This window comes from Malaciobacter halophilus, assembly GCF_002837275.1.
In the GTDB taxonomy this organism is placed as follows: domain Bacteria; phylum Campylobacterota; class Campylobacteria; order Campylobacterales; family Arcobacteraceae; genus Malaciobacter; species Malaciobacter halophilus.
This window is the reverse complement of record NZ_NXIF01000041.1, coordinates 49,663-73,037: the sequence shown is the minus strand read 5'-3', so window position 1 is coordinate 73,037 and position 23,375 is coordinate 49,663. Positions and strand designations below refer to the sequence as shown.

24 protein-coding genes and 1 other RNA gene are annotated in these 23,375 nt (G+C 26.2%); 9 read left to right on the top strand and 16 right to left on the bottom strand.

The window, feature by feature from the left end; translation table 11 throughout:
• Positions 1–27 precede the first annotated feature (27 nt).
• The 5 genes from CP960_RS11100 to purB all read right to left on the bottom strand — a co-directional run bounded on the left by CP960_RS11100 (position 28) and on the right by purB (position 6,422).
• Positions 28–783 (bottom strand): nitroreductase family protein, encoded by a 756-nt coding sequence (locus CP960_RS11100; protein WP_101185564.1) that lies wholly within the window; start codon positions 781–783, stop codon positions 28–30.
• Between the two features lie 3 nt (positions 784–786).
• Entirely contained in the window at positions 787–1,044 is a 258-nt protein-coding gene (locus CP960_RS11095; protein WP_101185563.1) for a hypothetical protein, read from the bottom strand.
• Between the two features lie 514 nt (positions 1,045–1,558).
• Positions 1,559–2,590: a ribonucleotide-diphosphate reductase subunit beta gene (locus CP960_RS11090; protein WP_101185562.1), complete on the bottom strand. Its 1,032-nt coding sequence runs from the start codon at positions 2,588–2,590 to the stop codon at positions 1,559–1,561.
• A gap of 83 nt (positions 2,591–2,673) precedes the next feature.
• Positions 2,674–5,052, bottom strand: a complete 2,379-nt coding sequence (locus CP960_RS11085) for a ribonucleoside-diphosphate reductase subunit alpha (RefSeq protein ID WP_196778335.1) — start codon at positions 5,050–5,052, stop codon at positions 2,674–2,676.
• A 32-nt stretch (positions 5,053–5,084) separates the two neighbouring features.
• The gene (purB, locus tag CP960_RS11080) at positions 5,085–6,422 is read right to left on the bottom strand and encodes an adenylosuccinate lyase (protein WP_101185560.1); all 1,338 of its coding nucleotides are present in this window, start codon (positions 6,420–6,422) and stop codon (positions 5,085–5,087) included.
• A 136-nt stretch (positions 6,423–6,558) separates the two neighbouring features.
• Between purB and CP960_RS11075 the strand changes: the two genes are divergently transcribed.
• Together CP960_RS11075 and CP960_RS11070 are read left to right on the top strand one after the other, a co-directional pair.
• Positions 6,559–7,455, top strand: coding sequence for an RluA family pseudouridine synthase (locus CP960_RS11075; protein ID WP_101185559.1), 897 nt, complete (start codon positions 6,559–6,561; stop codon positions 7,453–7,455).
• A 33-nt stretch (positions 7,456–7,488) separates the two neighbouring features.
• The gene (locus CP960_RS11070; protein ID WP_101185558.1) at positions 7,489–9,396 is read left to right on the top strand and encodes a sensor histidine kinase; all 1,908 of its coding nucleotides are present in this window, start codon (positions 7,489–7,491) and stop codon (positions 9,394–9,396) included.
• Here CP960_RS11070 and CP960_RS11065 read toward each other — a convergent pair.
• Positions 9,389–9,808: a YqaA family protein gene (locus tag CP960_RS11065; RefSeq protein ID WP_101185557.1), complete on the bottom strand. Its 420-nt coding sequence runs from the start codon at positions 9,806–9,808 to the stop codon at positions 9,389–9,391. The two genes, CP960_RS11070 and CP960_RS11065, sit on opposite strands and share 8 nt — an antisense overlap.
• Entirely contained in the window at positions 9,808–10,725 is a 918-nt protein-coding gene (locus tag CP960_RS11060; protein WP_228152066.1) for a DMT family transporter, read from the bottom strand. Before CP960_RS11060 ends, CP960_RS11065 begins: the two co-directional genes overlap by 1 nt.
• Before the next feature lie 146 nt (positions 10,726–10,871).
• On the opposite strand from CP960_RS11060, the gene ffs reads away from it, so the two are divergent.
• Positions 10,872–10,968, top strand: an RNA gene (gene ffs, locus CP960_RS11055) — signal recognition particle sRNA small type.
• A gap of 41 nt (positions 10,969–11,009) precedes the next feature.
• Here ffs and CP960_RS11050 read toward each other — a convergent pair.
• The 5 genes from CP960_RS11050 to CP960_RS11030 all read right to left on the bottom strand — a co-directional run bounded on the left by CP960_RS11050 (position 11,010) and on the right by CP960_RS11030 (position 13,360).
• Positions 11,010–11,624, bottom strand: coding sequence for a DNA-binding protein (locus CP960_RS11050; protein ID WP_101185556.1), 615 nt, complete (start codon positions 11,622–11,624; stop codon positions 11,010–11,012).
• 9 nt (positions 11,625–11,633) lie between these two features.
• Entirely contained in the window at positions 11,634–12,011 is a 378-nt protein-coding gene (gene queF, locus CP960_RS11045) for a preQ(1) synthase (protein WP_162919108.1), read from the bottom strand.
• A 94-nt stretch (positions 12,012–12,105) separates the two neighbouring features.
• Complete coding sequence (locus CP960_RS11040; RefSeq protein ID WP_133121152.1) at positions 12,106–12,414, bottom strand: hypothetical protein; 309 nt, start codon at positions 12,412–12,414, stop codon at positions 12,106–12,108.
• Positions 12,415–12,478: 64 nt separating this feature from the next.
• Positions 12,479–12,799, bottom strand: coding sequence for a hypothetical protein (locus tag CP960_RS11035; protein WP_101185553.1), 321 nt, complete (start codon positions 12,797–12,799; stop codon positions 12,479–12,481).
• 174 nt (positions 12,800–12,973) lie between these two features.
• A complete protein-coding gene (locus CP960_RS11030) occupies positions 12,974–13,360 on the bottom strand; it encodes a VOC family protein (RefSeq protein WP_101185552.1) in 387 nt (128 codons plus the stop codon).
• Positions 13,361–13,440: 80 nt separating this feature from the next.
• Here CP960_RS11030 and CP960_RS11025 point away from each other — a divergent pair, with 80 nt between their 5' ends.
• From CP960_RS11025 to CP960_RS13780, 3 genes are all read left to right on the top strand, one after another.
• A complete protein-coding gene (locus CP960_RS11025) occupies positions 13,441–14,292 on the top strand; it encodes a helix-turn-helix domain-containing protein (RefSeq protein ID WP_101185551.1) in 852 nt (283 codons plus the stop codon).
• 93 nt (positions 14,293–14,385) lie between these two features.
• Positions 14,386–14,766 carry a nuclear transport factor 2 family protein gene (locus CP960_RS11020; RefSeq protein ID WP_101185550.1) on the top strand — a complete coding sequence of 127 codons (381 nt, stop codon included), beginning with the start codon at positions 14,386–14,388 and terminating at the stop codon, positions 14,764–14,766.
• Positions 14,767–14,916: 150 nt separating this feature from the next.
• The gene (locus CP960_RS13780; protein ID WP_162919045.1) at positions 14,917–15,093 is read left to right on the top strand and encodes a hypothetical protein; all 177 of its coding nucleotides are present in this window, start codon (positions 14,917–14,919) and stop codon (positions 15,091–15,093) included.
• 17 nt (positions 15,094–15,110) lie between these two features.
• Here CP960_RS13780 and CP960_RS11015 read toward each other — a convergent pair whose 3' ends face one another.
• The 4 genes from CP960_RS11015 to dnaA form a co-directional block, all read right to left on the bottom strand.
• Entirely contained in the window at positions 15,111–15,629 is a 519-nt protein-coding gene (locus CP960_RS11015) for a hypothetical protein (protein WP_101185549.1), read from the bottom strand.
• Positions 15,630–15,691: 62 nt separating this feature from the next.
• Positions 15,692–18,004 (bottom strand): DNA topoisomerase (ATP-hydrolyzing) subunit B, encoded by a 2,313-nt coding sequence (gyrB, locus tag CP960_RS11010; RefSeq protein WP_101185548.1) that lies wholly within the window; start codon positions 18,002–18,004, stop codon positions 15,692–15,694.
• Between the two features lie 29 nt (positions 18,005–18,033).
• On the bottom strand, positions 18,034–19,104 hold the full coding sequence (gene dnaN / locus CP960_RS11005; RefSeq protein ID WP_101185547.1) for a DNA polymerase III subunit beta: 1,071 nt from the start codon (positions 19,102–19,104) through the stop codon (positions 18,034–18,036).
• A gap of 159 nt (positions 19,105–19,263) precedes the next feature.
• Positions 19,264–20,580 (bottom strand): chromosomal replication initiator protein DnaA, encoded by a 1,317-nt coding sequence (gene dnaA, locus CP960_RS11000; protein WP_101185546.1) that lies wholly within the window; start codon positions 20,578–20,580, stop codon positions 19,264–19,266.
• Positions 20,581–20,814: 234 nt separating this feature from the next.
• Between dnaA and ruvC the strand changes: the two genes are divergently transcribed.
• From ruvC to CP960_RS10985, 3 genes are all read left to right on the top strand, one after another.
• Complete coding sequence (gene ruvC, locus CP960_RS10995; protein ID WP_101185545.1) at positions 20,815–21,282, top strand: crossover junction endodeoxyribonuclease RuvC; 468 nt, start codon at positions 20,815–20,817, stop codon at positions 21,280–21,282.
• 84 nt (positions 21,283–21,366) lie between these two features.
• Positions 21,367–21,933: a phosphoribosylglycinamide formyltransferase gene (gene purN / locus CP960_RS10990; protein ID WP_101185544.1), complete on the top strand. Its 567-nt coding sequence runs from the start codon at positions 21,367–21,369 to the stop codon at positions 21,931–21,933.
• A gap of 202 nt (positions 21,934–22,135) precedes the next feature.
• On the top strand, positions 22,136–23,374 hold the full coding sequence (locus CP960_RS10985) for a response regulator (protein ID WP_101185543.1): 1,239 nt from the start codon (positions 22,136–22,138) through the stop codon (positions 23,372–23,374).
• Position 23,375: the final 1 nt, after the last annotated feature.

The window sequence follows — 23,375 nt, the reverse complement described above, 5'->3', positions numbered from 1 at the left end:
AATAGTATCTTTATAGTATTTTTTCTTTTAATTACTATCTTTAAAAGTAAAACCTTGATGTTCAAAACTCTTTTTAATATCTCTTGTATAGCTTTTAGTATAAAAAGATGCCATAGTCTTATTGTAAGATGTTTTATAATCCATACCATTTTTTTGTCTAAACTCTTTAAATATTTTTTCATACTCAAAAATTCCATCTTTTGCTTTTTTATCATCATATTTATCTTCAAAAGCAAAAGCTTCAAATGGTACTCTTGGCTTAAGTGGTGCTTCTTTTGCTTTTTTTGTTGGAACACCAATAGTTGAACCTACTAAAGGATAAGTATTTTTAGGTAAATTAAAAAGTTTAATAAATTCAAATACATTTAAACGAACTGCACCAATTGCAGTAGTTGCATAACCTAAAGACTCAGCAGAAGTTTGCAATGAACTTAACATAATTCCTGCATCAACAGCACCTACAATAATACCTTCAGCAGATTTTTGAATCATTTGTTCTTCACCAATTGAGTCTAAAGCATGAGAAATTCTATTATAATCAATTACAAACATTACAAAAACTTCACAATTTTTAATATGCTCTTGGTTACCACAAAGTTTACTTATTTGTTCTAGTTTTTCTTTATTTTTAGTATATACTATTGATATTTGTTGTCCATTTACTGAAGTAGGGCATCTTTGTGCTGTTTTTAGTATTAGTTCTAAATCTTCATTACTGATGCATTGACCTGTAAACTCTCTTACTGATCGTCTATTTGATAGTTGTTTTATAACTTCATTCATAAATTAGTCCTCTTTTAATAAATCTATCCAAAAATATTTATTTGCTGCACCTTTTTGAACTGGCTTCCAACCAAAATCAATAGAGTGCATATACAAAGTATCATTTAAAAGTTTAAATGTAAACTCTTTTTCAATCTTTTTTCCTAAAGCTTCTGTAAAAATAGCATGAATATACTGCTCATCTTCTTCAATTGTATAAGTAAAATCATTTAAATCAATTATCTGTTTTTTTATAAAATCTAATGTTTTTTCTTTTAACATAGTCAATCCCTTTTAAAATATGTGTTATTTTATGTATAAATAGCTTTTAAAGTGATTATTATGTGGATTTAATGGTTTTGTTAAGGTAAGTATTAAAATGGCTTATTTTAAAAGTAATGATACTTTTTTATTGAAAAAAGTATCCAAAAAGCAACCAGCTAATTGTTAAAGGCAAAGCTTCCCTCGTCATTTTAAATTTCTTTTCTGTCTGCGGAACTCGTAAGCAAAAGTGCATTTAGCACTTTACTTACTCAAACAGTCCTCGACTTTTTCGAAAAAAATTTAAAACAACTCAGCTTTAACAAATGCTGGAAATAAATGCAATTAATGCAAGTAAATAAGGAATATATTTATAACAAAATTATATCAAAAAGAGTTTTAGTGATAGTTATTTTTAAAAAGTTCAAGGCTAGAGTGGTAATTTTATTAGGAGCTTACTATTGTAAGTGAGTGATGAAATTTCCGCGATAACGCAGAAATTTCTAAAAAGAGCTATTAATAAAACTCTTTTTTTTTAGAAGTCGTCGAAATCAATACTTCCTTTTGAATAATTAACCACATTCCCCTCAAAGAAATTAGTTCTTTGGTCATTAAATGAAGCATATCCATCAACCCAAGGAATAGGGTGTTTTACATTATACATAGGTTTATATCCTATTGCTTCAAGTCTTCTATCTGCAAGATATTGAATATATTGAGTAATAATAGCATCAGTAAAACCTAAAATTTGTCCTTGAGTAATATATGCACCCCAAGAAGCTTCAAGCTCAACTGCTTTTCTAAACATCTCTCTTACTTTTACTTCTAACTCAGGAGTAAATAAATCAGGTCTCTCTTTTTTTGTAGAATTAATCATATTTTGAAAAAGTAAAAGGTGTGTTACTTCATCTCTTTGAATAAATCTAATCATTTGAGAACTTCCAAGCATTTTACCTGATTTCCCAAGAGCATAAATCGCTGCAAATCCAGCATAAAAATATAATCCCTCTAAGATTTGATTTGCAAACATTGCAAGTACTATCTTTTCATCAGTAATCTCTTCCCCATCTCCAGCAGCTAAATTTTTATAAACATCTGCAATATAGTTGTTCTTCTCTCTTAGTTTTGCATCATTTTTCCACATATCATAAATTTCATCTGTATTATCAGAAATACTTTCAACCATAACTGCATATGATTTTGAGTGATTTGCTTCTTCATATGATTGTCTTGAAAGGCAAGCATTTACCTCAGGAGCAGTAATATATGGATTAATATTATCCATTAGGTTATTTGTTTGTAAACTATCCATAAAGATTAGCTGAGAAAGTACTAAATCATACATTCTTTTTTCTGCTGGACTTAGATATTTATAATCTTTAGCATCAGCAGTCATTTGTACTTCTTTAGGAAACCAAGTATTTGCCTCCATTGTATCCCAAAGGTTTAAAGCCCATTGGTATTTTAACTTTGTAAAGTTAATCATACCATCAGGATTTCCACCAAAAATTCTTCTATCATTAAGATTTTCTCTTGATTGTGGGTTATATATTGTTTTTCTATCCATTAGGATTTCCTCTATATTTTAAGATTTAAATTTATTTTATATTAATTTTTTAAAAGTTTGTACATAAAGCATGTAAGGTTATCTTATTGACAACCTACACACTCCATACTTCTATCTTCAATATCATTATTAGCTTCTGGAGATTGGCTTCTTAAGTAATAAGTTGACTTAAGACCTAATTTCCAAGCCGTAGTATAAATCTCATGCAAATATCTACCACTTGCTTTATCTAAACTCATAAAGATATTTGTACTTTGTCCTTGGTCAATCCACTTTTGTCTAATTGCAGCAGCTTTAATAATATCTATTTGGTCAACTTCATATGCAGGAATATAATATTGCCATGTTTCTGGGCTTAATCTTGGAACAACCACAGGAATAAGTCCACTTAAATTCTCTTCATACCATTTTCTTTTATAAACAGGTTCAATTGCTTGAGTAGTCCCAACTAAAATAGAAATAGATGATGTTGGAGCAATAGCCATTAAGTAACCATTTCTCATACCATCTTTTTTAACTTTTTGTCTTAGCTCTACCCAATCATATCCACCATCAAATAAATCTTTGTTCATTAAAGCTTCAACAGCTTGTGGTGCATGGTCATGAGGCATAATCCCTTTTGACCAGTTTGAACCTTCAAATGTTGGATATACCCCTTTTTCTACTGCTAAGTCACTTGAAGATTTAATAGCATTATATGAGATTGCTTCCATAACTGAATCAATCTTTTTAAAGTGTTGCTCACTACCAAACATAATTTGATGTTCTGCTAACATTTGAGCTTCACCCATAACACCAAGACCAATACTTCTTGATTTTAAGTTAGTAGCTTTTACTTTTCTTAGTGGATAAAAGTTTAAATCTATTACATTATCAAGCATTCTAATAGCAGTAGGAACTACTCTTTCAATATCTTCTTTAGTATATATTTTAGATAGATTAATTGATGCAAGATTACAAACTGCTGTATCCCCATCAATTTTCTCTTTTTCAACAATAAATACTCTTTTTCCATCAATTGAATCAAGTGCAGTTATTTTATTGGCTTTTTTCTCTTGTCCAGCATCTACTTTTATAATCTCTTCTTCATCATATGTTTTAATTGTACCATCTTCAAACTCTAATTTAATCTTATAATAGTTTGGATTTGTATTTTGGAAAATTTCTGTACAAAGATTTGAACTTCTAATATGTCCTACATGACCATTTGGATTTGCTTTATTTGCATTATCTTTAAAACATAAAAATGGGCTTCCAGACTCAAAATATGAAGTTAAGATTTTTTTCCATAAATCTTTTGCTTTCATCGTATCTTTTGTTATAGTTTCATCTTTTTCATACTCTTCATATCTTCTTTTAAACTCATCTCCATGAAGTTCACTTAAGTCTTTTACTTCATAAGGGTCAAATAAAGTCCAATGTGAATCTTCTAAGATTCTTTCCATAAATAGGTCTGTTATCCATAGTGAAGGAAATAAATCATGTGCTCTTCTTCTTTCTTCACCCGAATTCTTTTTAAGGTCAATAAAATCAACAATATCCATATGCCATGGCTCAACATAAACTGCAATTGCACCTTTTCTAGTTCCAAGTTGGTCAACAGCAATTGCTAAATCATTTGTGATTTTTAAAAATGGAACTGTTCCACCTGCTGCACTTTTATGGTCATCAATAACTCCACCAAGTGCTCTAATTTGGTTCCAGTCCCAACCAATACCACCACCATATTTAGATAATAGTGCCATCTCTTTATATCCATCAAAAATACCTTCAATATTATCAGGACTTGAACCAATATAACAAGATGAAAGTTGATGTCTATTTGTTCTTGCATTTGATAATGTTGGAGTTGCAAGCATAACTTCAAATTTTGAGATTACATCATAAAACTCTTTTGCTCTTTCTTGCTTATTATGTTCATCTTGAGCCAAAAACATAGCAATTGCCATAAACATATGTTGAGGAAGCTCAATTGGATTACCTTTTTTATTCTTAATTAAATATCTATCATAAAGTGTTTTTATACCTAAATAGTTAAACAAAAGATCTCTACTAGGGTCAATATAGTCATTTAAATCATCTAAGTCATAACCTTCACCAAGAGCAGGAAGAAGTCTTCCTGCATCTTTTCCATATCTTAAATAATCTTTTAAATGACAATATGGTTCCCCTTTTATACCATGAGTTGATTTCCCAACTCTATGATATAAATCAAATAAAAACAGTCTTGCAGCAACAAAAGTCCAGTTTGGAACATCTATATCTATTTTCTCAACTGCTGTTTTGATAAGTGCATCTTGTATATCAGATGAACTCATACCATCAACAAACTTTATTTGTGCGTCCAATTCTAATTCACTTTGGCTAACACCATCTAAATCTTTTGTTGCATCAATAGTCATTTTTTGGATTTTAGTAATATCTAAAACCTCTTTTCTACCATTTCTTTTTTGAATCATAATTGCCATTTTTGTTGCCTTTTTCGATTATTAAATTATTTATTCTTATTAAAAACTCTGTTGAAAATTGCATCTACATTTTTTGTGTAATAATCATAATTAAAACACTCTCTAATTTGCTCTTCACTTAATTTTTCTCTTAACTCTTCATCAGCTAAAAGATGTCCTAAGTATAAAGATTCACCATTTTCATTTATTGTTGGCTTGTCATGTTGTATTTCTTGCCAAACTTTCATTGCATTTCTTTGAACAATTTTATAAGCATCTTCTCTACTAACCCCAGCTTTTGGTAACTCTAATAAAACTCTTTGTGAGAATACTAACCCACCAGTTAAATTAAGGTTTTTCATCATATTTTCTGGCATTACAGTTAAATTAGCAATTACATTATTCATTCTATGTAACATAAAATCAGTTGTAATAAAAGCATCTGGTAACCAAAATCTTTCATTTGATGAGTGAGAAATATCTCTTTCATGCCATAATGCAACATTTTCCATAGCTGGTGCTGCGTATGCTCTAATAGTTCTTGCTAGTCCAGTAATATTTTCAGTTAAAATAGGGTTTCTTTTATGTGGCATTGCAGAAGAACCTTTTTGTCCCTTTGCAAAATACTCTTCTGCTTCATAAACTTCTGTTCTTTGTAGATGTCTTACTTGTACAGCAAATTTTTCAATTGAAGATGCTAAAAGTGCTAAAGAAGTCGCAAGTCTTGCATATCTATCTCTATGTACAACTTGATTTGAACAAGGTTCTGGCTTTAATCCAAGTTCAGCCATTGCAAACTCTTCAAGTTCAAGTGGTGCATGGGCAAAGTTACCCATTGCTCCAGAAATTTGTCCAACTGAAATAACTTCCAAAGTCTCTTCTAAATTTTTAAGATGTCTTGCTACTTCATCATACCAAACAGCTAAAGTAAGTCCAAAAGTGATAGGTTCACCATGAATACCATGACTTCTTCCCACCATTAAAGTATATTTATGCTCTTTAGCTCTTTTTTCAATTGAGTCCATTAACATCTTTACATCATCAATAATAATGTTTAAAGAGTCTCTCATTTGTAAAGCAACTCCAGTATCAACAGCATCAGAAGAGGTCATACCATAATGAAACCATCTTGACTCATCACCAAGTGATTCAGCAACGCTTGTGTTAAATGCAATTAAATCATGTTTTGTAACAGCTTCAATCTCTTCGATTCTCTCTACAGAAAAAGTAGCATTATTTACAATTTTTTCGCAATCTTCATCAGGGATAAGCCCTAATTTATTCCATGCTTTAACTGCTGCTTTTTCAACCTCAAGCCATGCTGCATATCTAGCATGTTGAGTCCAGTTTTTACTCATTTCTTCTCTGGCATACCTTTCAACCATCTACTAATCCCCTATTGTTTATGAATTTAATTTTTTAAAATTTTTTTGTTAATTTTAGATATGATATAGTATCAAAACTAGCCAAAATTTATAATTAAAATTTGGTTAATTTAAACTTAATTTTTAGGAAAAGTTAGTGCCTTTTATTTTAAAAAAATATGAAGCTGTTTTAGGCAAAAAAATACAACAATATTTACTACAAGACTTAAAGCTAGAGCCCAAATTATCGCAAAAGTACATAAGTAGAGCAAGGGTGTTTGATGAAAATTACAAACCCTTTAAAATCAGTGAAATTATAAGATGCAAAACCATATACATAGCAGAGTTTGAAGGACATACAAGAGGTCTTAAACCACTATTAGAATTTAAAGAGTTTGCTTTATTTGATAAACCAACAAATTTGATGGTTCATCCAATCTCAAAAAATACAAAATACTCTTTATTAGATGAGATTCGTTATCATTTTGGTAAGAATGCAAATTTAGCACATAGAATTGATGCAGAAACCTCTGGACTTGTAATGGTTTGCAAAAATAAAAAGAGTGAAAAAGAGTTAAAAGATATGTTTATAGAAAAAAAATATAAAAAATCATATCTTGCCATAGTTGAAGGAAAAATTGATAAAAAGTATAAAATTGATTCTTTTTTAGAAAAAGAAGGGAAAAAAATTGGTGTTAGAATGAAAGCTGGACAAACAGGCAAAGAGTCCTTAACTATAATTAAACCAATAAAATATAATCCAAAAAGAGATATAAGTTTAGTAGAAGCAATACCATATACAGGAAGACAACATCAAATTAGAGTACATTTATATTCAATAGGTCATAGAATCTTAGGAGACCCAATATATGGAGTTGATGATGAAACAGCAGAAGAGTATTTATGTAAGAAAATTGATGAGAAAAAAAGATATGAAAAAACAAAAAGTTATAGACTTTGGCTTCATGCAAACTATTTAGAATTTAACTATAATAATACAACTTATAAATTATTTTCTAAAAACAGTGAAATATTAAGGGAATTTAACAATTAAAGAAATTAATCTTAAAAATACTATAATTTGCGCATGTTTAAAAATAATGAAAAAAATATTTTACGTATAATTAAATATGCGCCTTTATTATTTATAGTATTACTATCTACATTAACTACATATTTATTAATTTTAAACAATCAAAATATCTACAAAGAAGATATAAAAAAAATAGAACATGAATTTATTCTACATAGACAAAAAGAGATAAAATTAGAAGTTGAAAAAATATATGACTTTATTTTGTACAAAAAAAATAAAAGTGAAGAGAGATTAAAAGCTCAGCTTAAAAGTAGGGTAAATGAAGCCCATGCCATAGCAACAAATATCTACAAACAAAACAGATTAGAATCAAAAGCAAAAATATTAAAAATGATAAAAGATGCTTTAAGACAGATACGATTTAATGAAGGAAGAGGCTATTACTTTATTCATGATATTCAAGGAAATAATAGATTATATCCTTTAGATAAAACACAAGAGAATAAAAACTTCTTAAATTTAAAAGATACAAATGGATATGAATTTGTAAAAACAATAGTTAAAACAATAAAAAATAAAACAGAAACCTTTGATTCATACTATTGGAGTAAACCTACAAATGAAGGGGATAGAATACATAAAAAAATCTCTTATTATAAATATTTTGCTCCTTTAAATATATCTATAAGTACAGGTGAATATTTAGAAGATTTTGAAGCAGATGTAAAAGAAGAGATTAAAAGTTATATAAAAAAGCTAAATGAAAAAAATCAAAGATATGTTTTTTTATTGGATTACAATAATAAAATCATCGTTCATAAAAGTCTAAACTCAAATATAATAGTAACAAAAGAACAGAAACAAAAAAGAGCAAATCTTATAAAAACTATCGTAAATAAAGCAAAACAAGAGGATGGCTTTCTTACATATAATAAAAACTGTATAAATGATACATTAAATGAAAAAATCTCTTATGTAAAGCGTTTTGATACTTGGAACTGGGTAATTGGAACTGGTTTTTATAAAAGTGAATTTACTAAAATCATTGAAGAAAAAAAGCAAGAAGTAATAAATAGAAATAGGTCTTATATTATAAATATCTTAATAATTAGTGCTATTATTACAGTAATTCTTTTAATTATCTCTTTTACAGTTTCAAACCTAATTAAAAAAAGATTTATTTTATATAAAGAAAAAATTTATGAAGAAGTAAATAAAAACAGAAAAAAAGATAGTTTACTAGAACAGCAATCAAAAATGGCAGCAATGGGTGAAATGATAGGAAATATAGCCCATCAATGGAGACAACCACTTTCTCTTATATCAACTATCTCAAGTGGTCTAAAGATGCAAAAAGAGTTTGGTACTTTAAATGATAAAGATATAGATGAGAGTGTAGATGCAATTACAAAAGCAACAAAACATTTATCAAAAACAATTGATGATTTTAAAAACTTTTTTAAGCCAAATAAAGAGAAACAACATTTTACTACTAAAGGTGTAATAGAAAAAAGTCTTTCTTTAATTAGTGCACAGTTCAAAGCAAAAAGTATTGAAATAGAGAAAAGAATAGAAGATATTGAGATTTTTGGTTTAGAAAATGAACTAATTCAAGTATTAATAAATATTTTAAATAATGCAAGAGATGAGCTTGTAAAAAAAGAACAAGAGTTAAAACTAATCACAATTGAAGTAAAAAAAATAGAACAAAAAGTACAATTTGTTATTAGTGATAATGCAGGTGGTGTACCACAAGAGATAATAAATAAAGTTTTCGAACCATATTTTAGTACAAAAAAAGAGCAACATGGAACAGGAATAGGGCTTTATATGAGTAAAGAGATTATTTCTAAAAATATGAATGGAGATATAAAAGTAACAAACTATACTTTAAAAAAACAAAATCTTACTTACAAAGGTGCAAAATTTATTATAAGCTTACCAATAAGTGTTAAATAATAGCTAGTGTTGTAAAAACTATAAATAAATATCTTAAAAATTTTGCTAAAAGAACTAAAAAAATAAATTTTTTTAAATCATACTTTAAAACTCCAGCAATAAAAGTTAAAGGGTCACCTACAATAGGAGCCCAAGAAAAGAGTAAACAATATACACCATATTTATCAAAATATTTTTTATATTTATCAATTCTTTTTTTATCTAAAATCTTTCTATTTTCTAAATAACTTTCACCTTTATATCCAAGAAAATAGTTAACTAATGAACCTAAGCTATTACCAATAGTTGCAAAGAATAGAAGTAAATAGATATTATAGTTTTGATTTATATTTAATACTAATAATGCTTCACTACCTAATGGAAATAAAGTAGCAGATATAAAAGATACAAAAAATAGAGTTATATATGCCATCATACTTTACTAAAAAATTTAAAAAGTTTTCTTGGTATTACAACTCTTATTTGAGAAATAAATACTCCACTTAAGATAACTATTGAAGCAATAATCTCCACAATACTTAATCTTTCATTTAAAATCAAATATGCCAATACTAAAGTAAAAACAGGTATTAAATTCATAAAAATAGAAGCTTTTGAAGCATCAATTTTTGTTAAAGAAAAATTATATAAACCATAACCACCTAAAGTTACAACAACACCTAAATATAGTATCCATAAAAAACCATCAAGCTTAAAAATAAATTCAGTATTACTTAATTCATAAAAAGCAAGAGGCATAAAAAAGATTGCACCAATAAAAGCTTGAATCGCTGTTAAAAAAAGTGCTGAGAATTTATATGTTAAATGTTTAGCTACAACTGTATATCCTGCAGCGCAAGCCATTGCTAAAAATTCTAAAAAATTTCCAAGTATAGGATTTGGTGCTGTTGCACTTGATGTTGCTTCTAAGCTTAACCAAACTGCACCAAAAACTGCTAAAAAAGAGCCTATAATAAACTGTTTTGATACTAACTCTTTTAATATAAAAACTGCTGCAACAGAGGTAATTAAAGGCATTAATGATGTAATCATTCCAGCTTGAGAAGCAGTTGTTAATTGTAAAGCTTTTGACTCAAATAGAAAATATAAACATGGCTCAAATAGTGCTAATAGTAATATATATAAAATATCTTTTTTAGTATATTCATATTTTAAAAAACTTTTTATGAAAATTAAAAAACACATAGAAGCAAATATCATTCTAGTAAAAATTACAGTATGAGCCCCATAATCATTCATCGCAGCTTTTAATCCAATAAAAGAACTAGCCCATATAAACATTGCAAAAACTAAGGATAACACTCCTATTAAACTAAATTTTTTCTCCAATTTAAACTCTTTATTCCAAGATAAGAGTAAATTTATATCCAAATTTCCTTAAAAGAGTCTTTTTTAAAATATATTTTAAGTTTTTTGAGATATAATACGCTTTCAAAGAGAAGCACTGAGAATAGTTGAACTATTTTGAGTGCTCTTCTTTAGACCCTTGCAATTATCATTTAAGACAACGCCCCAGGGTGGGAACACAGCAAGGCACCTTACTTGATGGTGTGCTTGGGTATCTGGAGAAGAGTGCTTTAAAGCACTCTTTTTTTTGCTTAAAATTTATTACTTTATAAAAAATCTTTAAAATCACTATCTTTTATTATTACTTTTTTACTTTTTTTGTCATATAAAAATCTATGGTCTTTACTTTTAACACCTGTTAAGATTATTGTTTTAATCTCCAAATCAGATTTTCCATAAGCTTTCATCATTTTAGTAAACTGTTGTAAAGTTATATAATTAAACTCTTTTTGTGTGTTTTGCTTATTTTGCTCTTCTTTATTATAGTTTTTATTTTCAATTTTTGGTTTATAAATTGCACGCATTTCATTAAAAGCACTTTGAAGTAAATCTATTTCTCTATTAAAAACTTCTATAATCTTTTTTTGATTTTTTTCAAGTCTTAATATCTCTGAAGTATACTGTTTTTTCATCCATTTCATATTTTTTTTTAATAAATCTATTTGTTCATCTTTTACTTTTATTAACTCTTTAATTTCGATAATTTCAACAGGTTTTTCATCTTTTTTTGATTTATCTTCTACATGTTCACTTATATAAACATAAGTTTTCCCAGATTTTTTAATAGATTTTAATTGATTATTTTTTATTCTATAGTGTACACCTTGAAGAGAGAGCCCAAGGATTTGAGCCGCTTGAGAAGTAGTAACTAATCTCTCCAAGACTTATCCTTACATTTTTGCGCTATCTATTTCAATAACAGTATGTACATTTCCTCTTGGTTTAAAATCTGCAACAACTTTCATCCATTTAGGTTGTAATTTTTCATATAATGTATCAAAAATCTCATTTGCAGAGTTTTCGTGAGAAACTTCTCTATACATAAAAGTATTGATATAGATTTTTAAAGCTTTTAATTCAATTACTTTTTTATTTGGTGTATATTGTAGTTTAATTGTTGCAAAATCAGGGTATCCACTTCTTGGACATTTTGCCATAAATTCAGGTAATTCAATATCTATAATATAGTTTTTATCATTTTTATTTGGCCAATAATGTTCTTCATTGTTAATATCAAACTCAACAATCTCTTTTTCACCATATTTCATTTCCATAAAATAACCTTTTGTATTTAAATTTTGCCAATTTTATCAAAAATTTACTTACAAGTGTAGTATAGCGGTGAAAAATAGTATATTTTGATTAGTTACACAGTGTACAATTCATATATCTTTCATCTTTATCACAAACTACACATTTTACAAGTTCATTTTCATGCAAATCTCTTTTAATTGTACAGTTTGGATTTTTAAGTGCTATATAACTTACATTTAAAACTGGATCAGTAGCTAGATTGTTTGCTATATAACTATTTATATTTCTATTTTTTGCAACTACTCGTCTTACAATCATAGACTCAATATTACATAATTTATTTAACTCTTGTATGCAACTACTTTTATATGCCATATCTAATAACTTTTCAACAGGTAATTTTCTTAAATCTTCCATAATTTTATTACTCCCAATTATTTTTCTAAGTATAATAAGAAAAAGTAATAAAATAGTATTAGTATTAATAAACTTTCTTATTTTTACAAGTTTGACAATCAATCTCTCTTTCATCTTTTTTACAAACTACACAACCAATTAAAGAGTACGAAGAAAAATCTCTTTTTTGAGTACAATTTGAATTTTTACATGCCATGTAACTTACATTTAAAACAGGGTCAAATGCTAATTGATTTGCAATTTTTTCATTAATATTTTCATTTCTTGCAATTGCTCTTCTTACAAGCATCGACTCACTTTCAACTAAAGTTTCTAATTCTTCTATCTTCTTACTAGTTTTAGCAATATCTAACTTTTGTTTTAAGTTCATTGATGAAACTCTCATTATCCACCTTTATTAAGTTATATTTTAATATATACTTAAAATAATAACATAATTTATAAAAATTATATTAAAAAGGTAAACTCATATTATTTATTTTGCTAATTTTGTTTAGTTTTGACACTTTAATTATTAAAATCACTATAAAAAGCTACTTTTAATAACAATAAAGTGTCATTAGTTTTTAATATAATTTGATAATTCTATTAAGTTTCCATCTGGATCATTAATATATATAGAGTAAATACTTCCTAAAGCACCTGTTCTATAAACTGGTCCTTTTAATATTTTTATATCTTTATTTTCCAAAAATTTAACTATTTCATTTATATTCTCTTTTACAATAAAACATAAATCAGCACTACCTTCTTTTACATTTGTAGCTTTTGGTTCAAATTCACTTCCAAGTTGATGAAGATTTATTTTTTGATTTGAATATTTTAAAGCAACTCTTGAGTTTTTAAATATCTCTTTTTTCATTCCTAAAACATCAGTATAAAATCTTATTGTTTTATCAATATCTTTAACTGTTAGTACTAAATGGTCTAAGTTTTCAATAATCATAACTATTCCTAAAATTTTTTATATTCTACTATAAGATTATATAGTTTGCTTTATTATGATTAATTCTTTATAATCTATTTATGAAAAATTTATTAGAAGTAGAGTTTTTACATAAATTAAAAGAGTATGGCTTTGAAATATTAACTTTTAAGCAGTTATTTAAAAATATAGATTTAAATACTCATTTTATGACTAAAGCTCATAGAATTAAGTTTTATCATATTTTATATTTTACAAAAGCTTTAGATTATCACTTTATTGATTTTAAAAAATATAAAATTGAAAATAACTGTATGATTTTTTTATCAAAAGAGCAAATTCATAGTTTTAGTAAAACTGCAAATTATGAAGGTTATATTATTCTTTTTACTGATGAATTTTTGAAAAGAAATATTCTTAATTTAAATAACTCAATATTTAATATATTACTTAAACCCTCTATTCTTTATAATTGCAAAATAGATTACAAACCTATTTTCAAGCAATTACTTGATGATTATAAAAGCCAATATATTTGTAAAGAAAAGATTAATAGCACTCTTTTTAATTATATTGTTTTAAAAGCATCTGAAGATTTTAATAAACAGAATAAAAATACTATAAATGATAAGTATTTAAAAACATTTCATGATTTTAAAAGCATATTACATGAAAACTATTATAAAAATAGAAATGTTACTTATTATAGTAATTTATTAAATATAAGTTCAAAACATTTAAATACTATTTGCAAACAAATTACAAATCAAACTGCAAAGCAGGTAATAACTAGTTATATAATACTTGAAGCAAAAAGAAGATTAGTAAGTAATAATAACCCCATTAAACAAATATCTTATGAACTAGGTTTTATTGAAACAACAAATTTCATAAAATTTTTTAAAAAATATACTAACATCTCACCAAGCAAATTTAAAGAAAAAAATCTATAATGGTTTGATTTTTACCATTTTTCATATCATTTTAACCTTTACCAATGGTATTTAAATAAATATAATTCCAAAAAATTACCATTAGGAGTAAATATGAGATTAAAAAAATTAGTAGTTGCAATATCTTTTTTATCAATAGTTTTTGTTTTAAATAGTTTTGCAAAAGAGTTATCAAACTCTCAAAAAGTAGTTATGCTTTTAGAAAAGGCATTTAGTAATAATCAGGATAGAACTGTATTAAAATATGTTAGTGATAAAAAGTATATCCAACATAATTTATATGCAAAAGATAATAAAGAGGGATTAATATCTTATCTTGATTATTTATCAACAAAAAATATGAACACAAAAGTAATTAGAGTATTTGAAGATAAAGAGTATGTTGTTGCACAAACTTTATCAAAAGAAAATAATACATATATGCATATAATTGATATTTTTAGATTTGAAAATGGCTTAATTGTTGAACATTGAGATAATATTGAAACTATAAAAAACAAAGATTTAATAAACTCTCTTCCAACAGAGGTTTTAAATAAAAATTTAACAAAAACAAACAAAAATTTAATAAAAAACTATATCCATAACAAAGTTATAAAAGATAGAAGCTACATTAAAAACCACATGATACTAGGTCAAGGCCAATTTGTATTAAGTGTAACACAAATAGAGCAATCACAAGTTAAATATGCACTTTATGAACTTTTTTATATACAGAATGAAAAAATAAAAAAAGTTTGGAGAATTAAAGAGAAAATTTTACCAAAAGAGAAATGGCAAAATAGTAATTCAAAATTTTAAAGATGGCTTTTGCCATCTTACATTTGAGATACTCTTCTTTTAATTATCCTTTCTATTTCATTATTTATAATTTTTGAAGAGTGTAAATTCTTATTTTCATTTGGTATTGAACCAATAACTTTATTACACTTTTCACATACAAATTCAAATTTTCTAACTGTTAACTTATCATATGAAACTGTATCATCATAATAAAGTTCTTCATTACAAGTAGGACAATAACATTTCAAATTTACTACACTTTGTTTATTCCAACTCCATGTCCATTTTATGCCATAAAAGATATCTTGAGTATATTTACATCTATTTTTTTGAATTATTTTAATAGTTATAGCTATAATAAAAGGAACAATTATTACTAATAGTTGTACCCAAATAGGAAATGGTGCAATAAACTTTTCATAAGTTACTACTACATACTGTTTTATTTTTACTAATGTGTCAAAAATAGGAATAGGTAAAAAAATAAGTAATAGCAAAGTAACTATAATTAAAATTACTTTAGCCTCATAAGATAAGAGACTCTTTTTTCTCATATAAGCTCCAAAAAAATATAGATTAAAAAGATAAAAGGAGTAAAAAGAGGAAAATCCTCTTTTTATACGTCTAAGTGTTCTACGTCTTTTGCGTGTTCTTCAATATAGTTTCTTCTAGGTTCTACTTCATCACCCATAAATAGAGTAAATGTATCACTTGCTATTTCTGCATCTTCAATAGTAACTCTAAGAAGTCTTCTATCTTCAGGAGTCATAGTTGTTTCCCATAACTGCTCTGGATTCATTTCACCAAGACCTTTATATCTTTGAATATAAGCACCTTTTTTAGCTAAACCTTCTATATACTCTAACTCATCAATTAAATCTTGTTCAAACATTGATATATCTCTTTGAACTAATCTTGAATAGATATATGTTGCTTCACTAAAATATGGAGAAGCAAATAGTTCATCATCAATTACCAACTCTTCTAAACCTTCAGTAGTTTGAACAAATAATTGAATCATTTCATCACTAATATTTTTAGTAAGAATATTATAACCTTTATTTTCTAAGAAGTTTTTAACTTCTTCATAAAGTGCAGAATAGTCTAATTTCACTAATTCTGGATTCTCAATTAAGTGTTTTAATACAGAGATTAAAGAATATCTTTTTTCTAATTGTTGTAACATCTCTCTATATCTAGCAACTGTTTTAAATAAATCAACTAAATCATTGTATCCTAAACCTTCAAACTCATAAGATTCTAAACCATTTTCAATTAAAAAATTTGATAAGGCTGTATCATCTTTTAAATAAGTTTCATTTTTACCTTTTTTATATCTATATAAAGGTGGTTGAGCAATAAATAAATAACCTTTTTCAACTACAGGTCTTAAAAATCTAAAGAAGAAAGTTAATAAAAGTGTTTGAATGTGACTACCATCAACATCCGCATCGGTCATAATAATAATCTTATGATATCTAATCTTTTCTTCATCAAAATCTTCACCAATACCACAACCTAAAGCTGTAATCATATTTCTAATTTCATCTGATTTTAATATCTTATCAAGTCTAGATTTTTCAACATTTAAAATCTTACCTTTTAATGGTAAAATTGCTTGATATACTCTATCTCTACCTTGTTTAGCTGAACCTCCTGCTGAATCTCCCTCAACTAAATATAATTCTCTAATTGCTGGGTCTTTACTTTGACATTCTGCTAATTTTCCAGGAAGTGTTCCAACAGTCATAGCATCTTTTTTTCTAGTTAAATCTCTAGCTTTTTTAGCTGCTTCTCTACCACGTGCAGCCATTAAAGCTTTATCCATGATTGCTTTTGCTGCAGTTGGATTCTCTTCAAAATATTTATCTAATTGTTCACCAGTTAATTTTTGTGCTATTGGTTTTACATATGAACTTCCAAGTTTACCTTTTGTTTGTCCTTCAAATTGTGGTTCAGGAACTTTTACAGAAACTACTGCAATTAAACCTTCTCTTACATCATCACCTGTAATTTTTGTATCTTTTTCTCTAGCATTTGCATTATTATTTAAATATTTAACAATACTTCTAGTAAGTCCAGCTTTAAAACCAGCTTCATGTGTACCACCATCAATTGTTCTAATATTATTTACAAATGAAATAGTTTTTTCTGTATAAGAAGAGTTATACATTAGTGCAATATCAACTTCAACATCATCTACTCTATCAGAAAACGAAATAGCTTCACATAAAGGCGTCTCTTTGTTTAAATCTGTTACAAATTGAGAAATACCACCTTCAAAGTGATAAACTTCTTTAGTCTTAGTTCTTTCATCTTCAAGTGTAATAGAAATAAAAGGATTTAAATATGCAACTTCTCTAAATCTTTTAGCTAAAGTTTCAAAAACATATTCTGATACTTCAAAAATAGATTGGTCAGCAAGAAATTCAATAGTTGTACCTGTTTTTCTAGTATCTCCTATAACTTCAAGTGGAGCTTTTGGAATACCTTTTGAAAACTCTTGATAATGAATTTTACCATCTCTATAAATAGTCATCTTTAAATCACTAGATAAAGCATTTACAACTGAAACACCAACCCCATGAAGTCCACCAGAAACTTTATAAGTATCTTTATCAAATTTACCACCTGCATGAAGTACTGTTAAAACAACAGTTGCTGCAGATATTTTTTCAGTTGGATGTTCTTGAGTTGGAATACCTCTACCATCATCACTAACTCTTATTGCATTATCTTTAGTAATTGTAACTTTAATATTTTTACAATATCCAGCCATTGCTTCATCAATTGAGTTATCAACAACTTCGTAAACCATATGATGAAGACCATTTAAGTTTGTATCACCAATATACATACCTGGTCTTTTTCTAACAGCTTCAAGACCTTTTAAAACTTTAATATTACTAGCGCCGTATTCTTGACTCATTTATCTTTTTCCTTCTTGATATTTCTATATTATTTTTCTAAAACTATTGGCATTACAATTGTAAAGAATTTTTCATCTTCTAAATAAAATGGTAAATTTGATTCATTAAAACCAATAGTTACTTTTTCATTGTTTGTTAAACTTAAAAAATCTAATAGATATTTTGCATTAACTGCTAGATAAAATGTATTTTCTATATTTAAATCTATATCTAATTGTGTTTTTGATTCACTATCTTCATCTAATGATTCAAATATTATGCTATTTGAACTAAAAGTAATTTTTATATTAGAAAATAGTGATGTAACTAATTTAATAGATTCTATTAACATATCTTTTGGTAAAGAGAAATTGTATTTTAAACTATTTGGTATAATTCTATCATAATCTGGGAACTTTCCATTAATTAATTTTGTAAAAAATGTCATTTTATCATTTGAAATAATTAAGTTTGTATCATCATATGCAATATTTGCATCATCTAAGAATAGCTTTTGAATTTCTATAATAGCTTTTTTAGGAATAATAAATTGATTTTGTTCATTTGAAATATTTTGTAAGTGTGATACAGCTAATCTTCTTGTATCAGTTGCTACAAAATTAATTTTATCACTTTTAATATCTACTAATGCTCCATTTAATTCAAATTTAGGATTATTATTATCTATTGCAGGAGTAATTTTTCTAATAGAATTAATTAGATTTAACATACTCATATCAAGTTTATTAATATTATCAGGTTTTGGTAAAGTTGGATACTCTTCAGGATCATACATTGGTAATTTAAATGTAGATTTATTTTGTTTAATGATTAAATTATTGTCATTAGTTTCTACAATAATTTCTAAATCTTTTAATCTTTTTAGTATTCCTAAAAGGTTAGAACCATTAACTGTTGCTTTTCCATTTACACTTTCATTTAGTTCATCGATTTGAGATTGTAATCCTATCTCATAATCTGTTGCTTTCATGATAAGTTTATCATTGTTAACTTCTAAATATATATGTGAAGTAATAGCACTTGCATCTTTTTTTTCTAAAAATGGTTGCATTGAAGAAACTATATTCTCAATGATATTTTTTGTGATGATAAATCTCACTTGGATCTCCTCTTATTATTTCTTTTAATTAGTGGTAGCAGTAGAGTGTGTGAAAAGATGAAAATATCTATGTAACTTCCATTTCATCGTACGAAATGAAAGTGAACAATAGTTTGTTTATATTCACACCTTTTCACACGAACATCTAAAACTTATTTTTTACCACTCCTTATTTATTAGTTTATTTTTTAAATTTTCTATGATTAATTTAAAGTTTTCATCTTTTTCTATTAACTCATTTGCTTTTTTAATATTATGTGAAATAGAGCTATGGTCTTTCATACCTAAAAACTTTGCAATATCTGGCATAGAGTTATGTGTAAGCTCCCTTGCAAGATATATAACTACTCTTCTTGCATTTGCAACTGTTGCAGTTCTTTTTTTAGATTTTATATCACTAGGTTTAATATTTAACTCACTAGCTACTATATTTATAATATCTGGTAATTTAATATTCTCTTTAGTCTCTTTAATTTGTTCTTTTAATAAACCTTGAACTAACTCTAAATTAATTTCTTGATTTAATAAAGAAGCACTTGCATTAATTCTAATAAGAACTCCCTCAATTTCCCTAATTGAACTATCTAAATTTGTTGCAATAAAGTTAATTATTTCTCTGCTTAAATGAATACCATTTAATTCAGATTTTTTCTCAATAATTGCAATTTTTGTTTCAAGTCCAGGTATTTGAATATCTGCTGTTAAACCCCACTCAAATCTAGATTTTAATCTATCAACAAGTCCAGCAATTTGTGATGGGAGTCTATCACTTGTCATAACTATTTGTTTTTTTGCATTATGAAGTTCATTAAATGTATGAAAAAACTCTTCTTGTGTTTGTTCTTTTCCACTTAAAAATTGAATATCATCAATTAATAATACATCGCATTTTCTATATTTATTTCTAAAATGCTCCATATTTTTATTTTTAATTGAAAAAGTAAAATCATTCATAAACTGCTCAATTGTTACGTAAATAACTGTTTTACCCTGAGTAATTGCATCATTTCCTATTGCTTGTAGCAAGTGAGTTTTTCCAAGACCAGTTCCACCATAAATAAATAAAGGATTATATTGAATACCTGGTTTTTTTGATACTGCAAGTGAAGCATTATAAGCCATTTGGTTTGAACTACCCACTACAAAAGAGTCAAATGTATATGAAGGGTTTAATATTGTACTTTCAGCAGTATCATTTTTTAGTTTTTCAGTAATAATCTCTTTTTTAGTCTTTTTTTCTCCAGCAACTTTTATCTCTATTTCTGGTTTTGTTCCATCAATAGTTTCAAAGCAGTGTTGTATAAGATTTTTATATTTACTTTTTATCCATGAAGCAATATATTTATTTGATACTTCAAATACAGCTATTTTTTCATCAGACGAAATTTTTTTATAAACTAGCTGTTTTAAATATCTATTATAATCTAATGCTGTTGATTCTTGTTTTATAATTGCTAAAAACTCTTTATTTGTCATATAATATATACTCTTTTTTCATAATTGGTAAATATTATAGCTAAATAATTATGAAAAAATTATCAACATAGTGAATAAATTTAAAATTTCGTGTGAAAAAAAACGTAATTTAAGTGAATATTTATAAAAGATTAACGATTATACCACACTTTTAGTATGTGAATAAAGTGAATTAAACATAAGTGAAAAGTTGAAAAGAAAAATTTTATGTGATGAATAAAAGGTGAATAAGTAGTGAAAATATTAGGAATAGACCCTGGAACAAGAAATTGCGGATATGCAATTATTGAAAAAAATGGAAGAAATATTAAGCTTATTGAAGCTGGTTTAATAAAAATAAAAACAAAAATATTACAAGAGCAAATTGTTGAGATGACTGAAGGTCTTGATATGATATTTAATAAGTTTGATATTGATGAGGTTGCAATTGAAGATATGTTTTATGCATATAACCCAAAAACAGTAATTAAACTTGCACAATTTAGAGGAGCAATATCTTTAAAAGTACTTTTAGAGTTTGGAAATTTTGCAGAATATACTCCTTTACAAGTAAAACAAGCAGTAACAGGAAATGGTAAGGCACAAAAAGAACAAGTTGCTTTTATGGTAAAAAGATTGCTTGGAATTAAAAAAGAGATAAAACCATTGGATATTACAGATGCTATTGCAATTGCTATTACCCATGCACAAAGAATAAATTAGTTTTAAATATTAAAATTAAAAAAAACAGTGGTTTACTTCTTAATAATTTTTTATTATAATTTTGACTTTTATTTAAGGTAGGTTATGAAAAGAATAGGAATATTATCATCTCACAATGGAAGTGGATTTGATTATATACAAAAAGCTTGTGAAAATAAGATATTAAATGCACAAGTTGTAGTAGTTATTTCAAATAATAGTGATGCAAAGGTTTTACAAAAAGCAAATAGTAAAAATATACCAAACTATATAGTAAATACAAAAAAATATGAAAATGTTGATAAGGCTATTACAAAACTGCTAAAAGAGTACAAGTGTGATTATATATTTTTATCTGGTTATATGAAAAAGATTGAAAAAAAATTATTAAGTGCATTTAAAAACAGAGTTATAAATACTCATCCTTCTTTATTACCAAAATTTGGGGGAAAAGGAATGTATGGAAGAAATGTACATGAAGCAGTAATAAAAGCAAATGAAAAAATTTCAGGTGTCACTTTACATTATGTAACTGAGGATTATGATGAAGGAGAGTTTATCTTACAAAAATCTTTAGTACTAAATAAAAATGAAACTATTGTGTCACTAGAAAGTAGAATAAAAGACCTAGAAAAAGAGACTATCATAGAGGGTTTACAAAAAATAATTTAAATAAGAGTTATGAAAAACTCTTATTATTTTATTTACTCTTATAAAATAATTTTTATTAAATAATAAAAATTCTATCAATAAAATTGACACAATACCCGTAAATACGAAGCTATAAGTTAATTAAAAATAAATATAAACAATAATATAATTTTTTATGTTTTAATTATTTTTGAAATGTAGTTATTAGATACTAGGAAAAGTAATGATTGATATAGCTTTTTTAAAAACCCTTAATATTTTGTATGTTGAAGACCATTTATCAACTCAAGAAGAGCTAAGTAAGATTTTTAAAAAATTTTTTAAAAATGTCTATTTAGCAAGTGATGGAAAAGATGGACTTGATATATTTTTAGAAAATAAAGAGAATATTGATGTAATTATTAGTGATATTAATATGCCAAACTTATCTGGTATTGGTATGTTAAAAGAGATAAGAAAATTAAAAATTGATGTTCCTTTAATATTTGCAACTGCATATTCAGAGTCAAAATTTTTACTTGAAGCTATTAAACTTAATACTTCTGCTTATATTTTAAAACCTTATGATGTAGAAGATATGATACTAAAAGTTCAAGAAATAGCAAAAATTTCACAAGATTCAAAATTAGTAGAGCTACAACAAATTGAGTTACAACAATATATTGATGTAATAGATAAGGTTGCAATTATTTCTAGAACTAATCCAAAAGGAATAATTACTTTTGTAAATGAAAGATTTTGTGAAACTTCTGGATATACAAAAGAAGAGCTATTAGGACAAGCACATAATATAATTAGACATCCTGATATGCCAAGTGAGATTTTTAAAGGCTTATGGAGTGATATTAAAAATGGAAAAATATGGCAAGGAAAAGTTAAAAATAGGGCAAAAAATAAAGAAGCATATTATGTAAACTCTACAATAATTCCAAGATTTAATTCAAAAAAAGAGATTATTGAATATATAGGAATTAGATTTTTAATAACAGATGAAGAGAATGAAAAAAGAAAATTTAAAAAAAATATTTTGAATAATATCAAAGAATCAAGAAAAAAAGAGAATCAATATCTAAGTGAAATAAGAGAGTTTGAAAAAAGAGTTAAAAGTTTAGAAAATGCAGTAATTTTTAAAAATGAAATCTTAGAAAATGAGAAACAAAAGAGTGCAAAACAACATTCACAACTTTTATATTATGAAGAAAAATTAAAAAACTTAACAGAACAAATGGAGAGTTTAAAAGTAGAAAGTTATCAAAAAGTATTAGAAGCAGTAACAAAAATGAAAAAGTTTAAAGTTATAAATGAAGATTTAAAACATAAAAATGAAGCTCTTGAAAATGAAATAAATCTAAGAAGAAAAGAGTTTATAAAATTAAATGACCAAGTTAGTGAGCAAGCAAAAGTAATTAAAGATTTAAAAGATGTAATTGAACACAGAGAGAGTCAACTAGGATTATTATAGA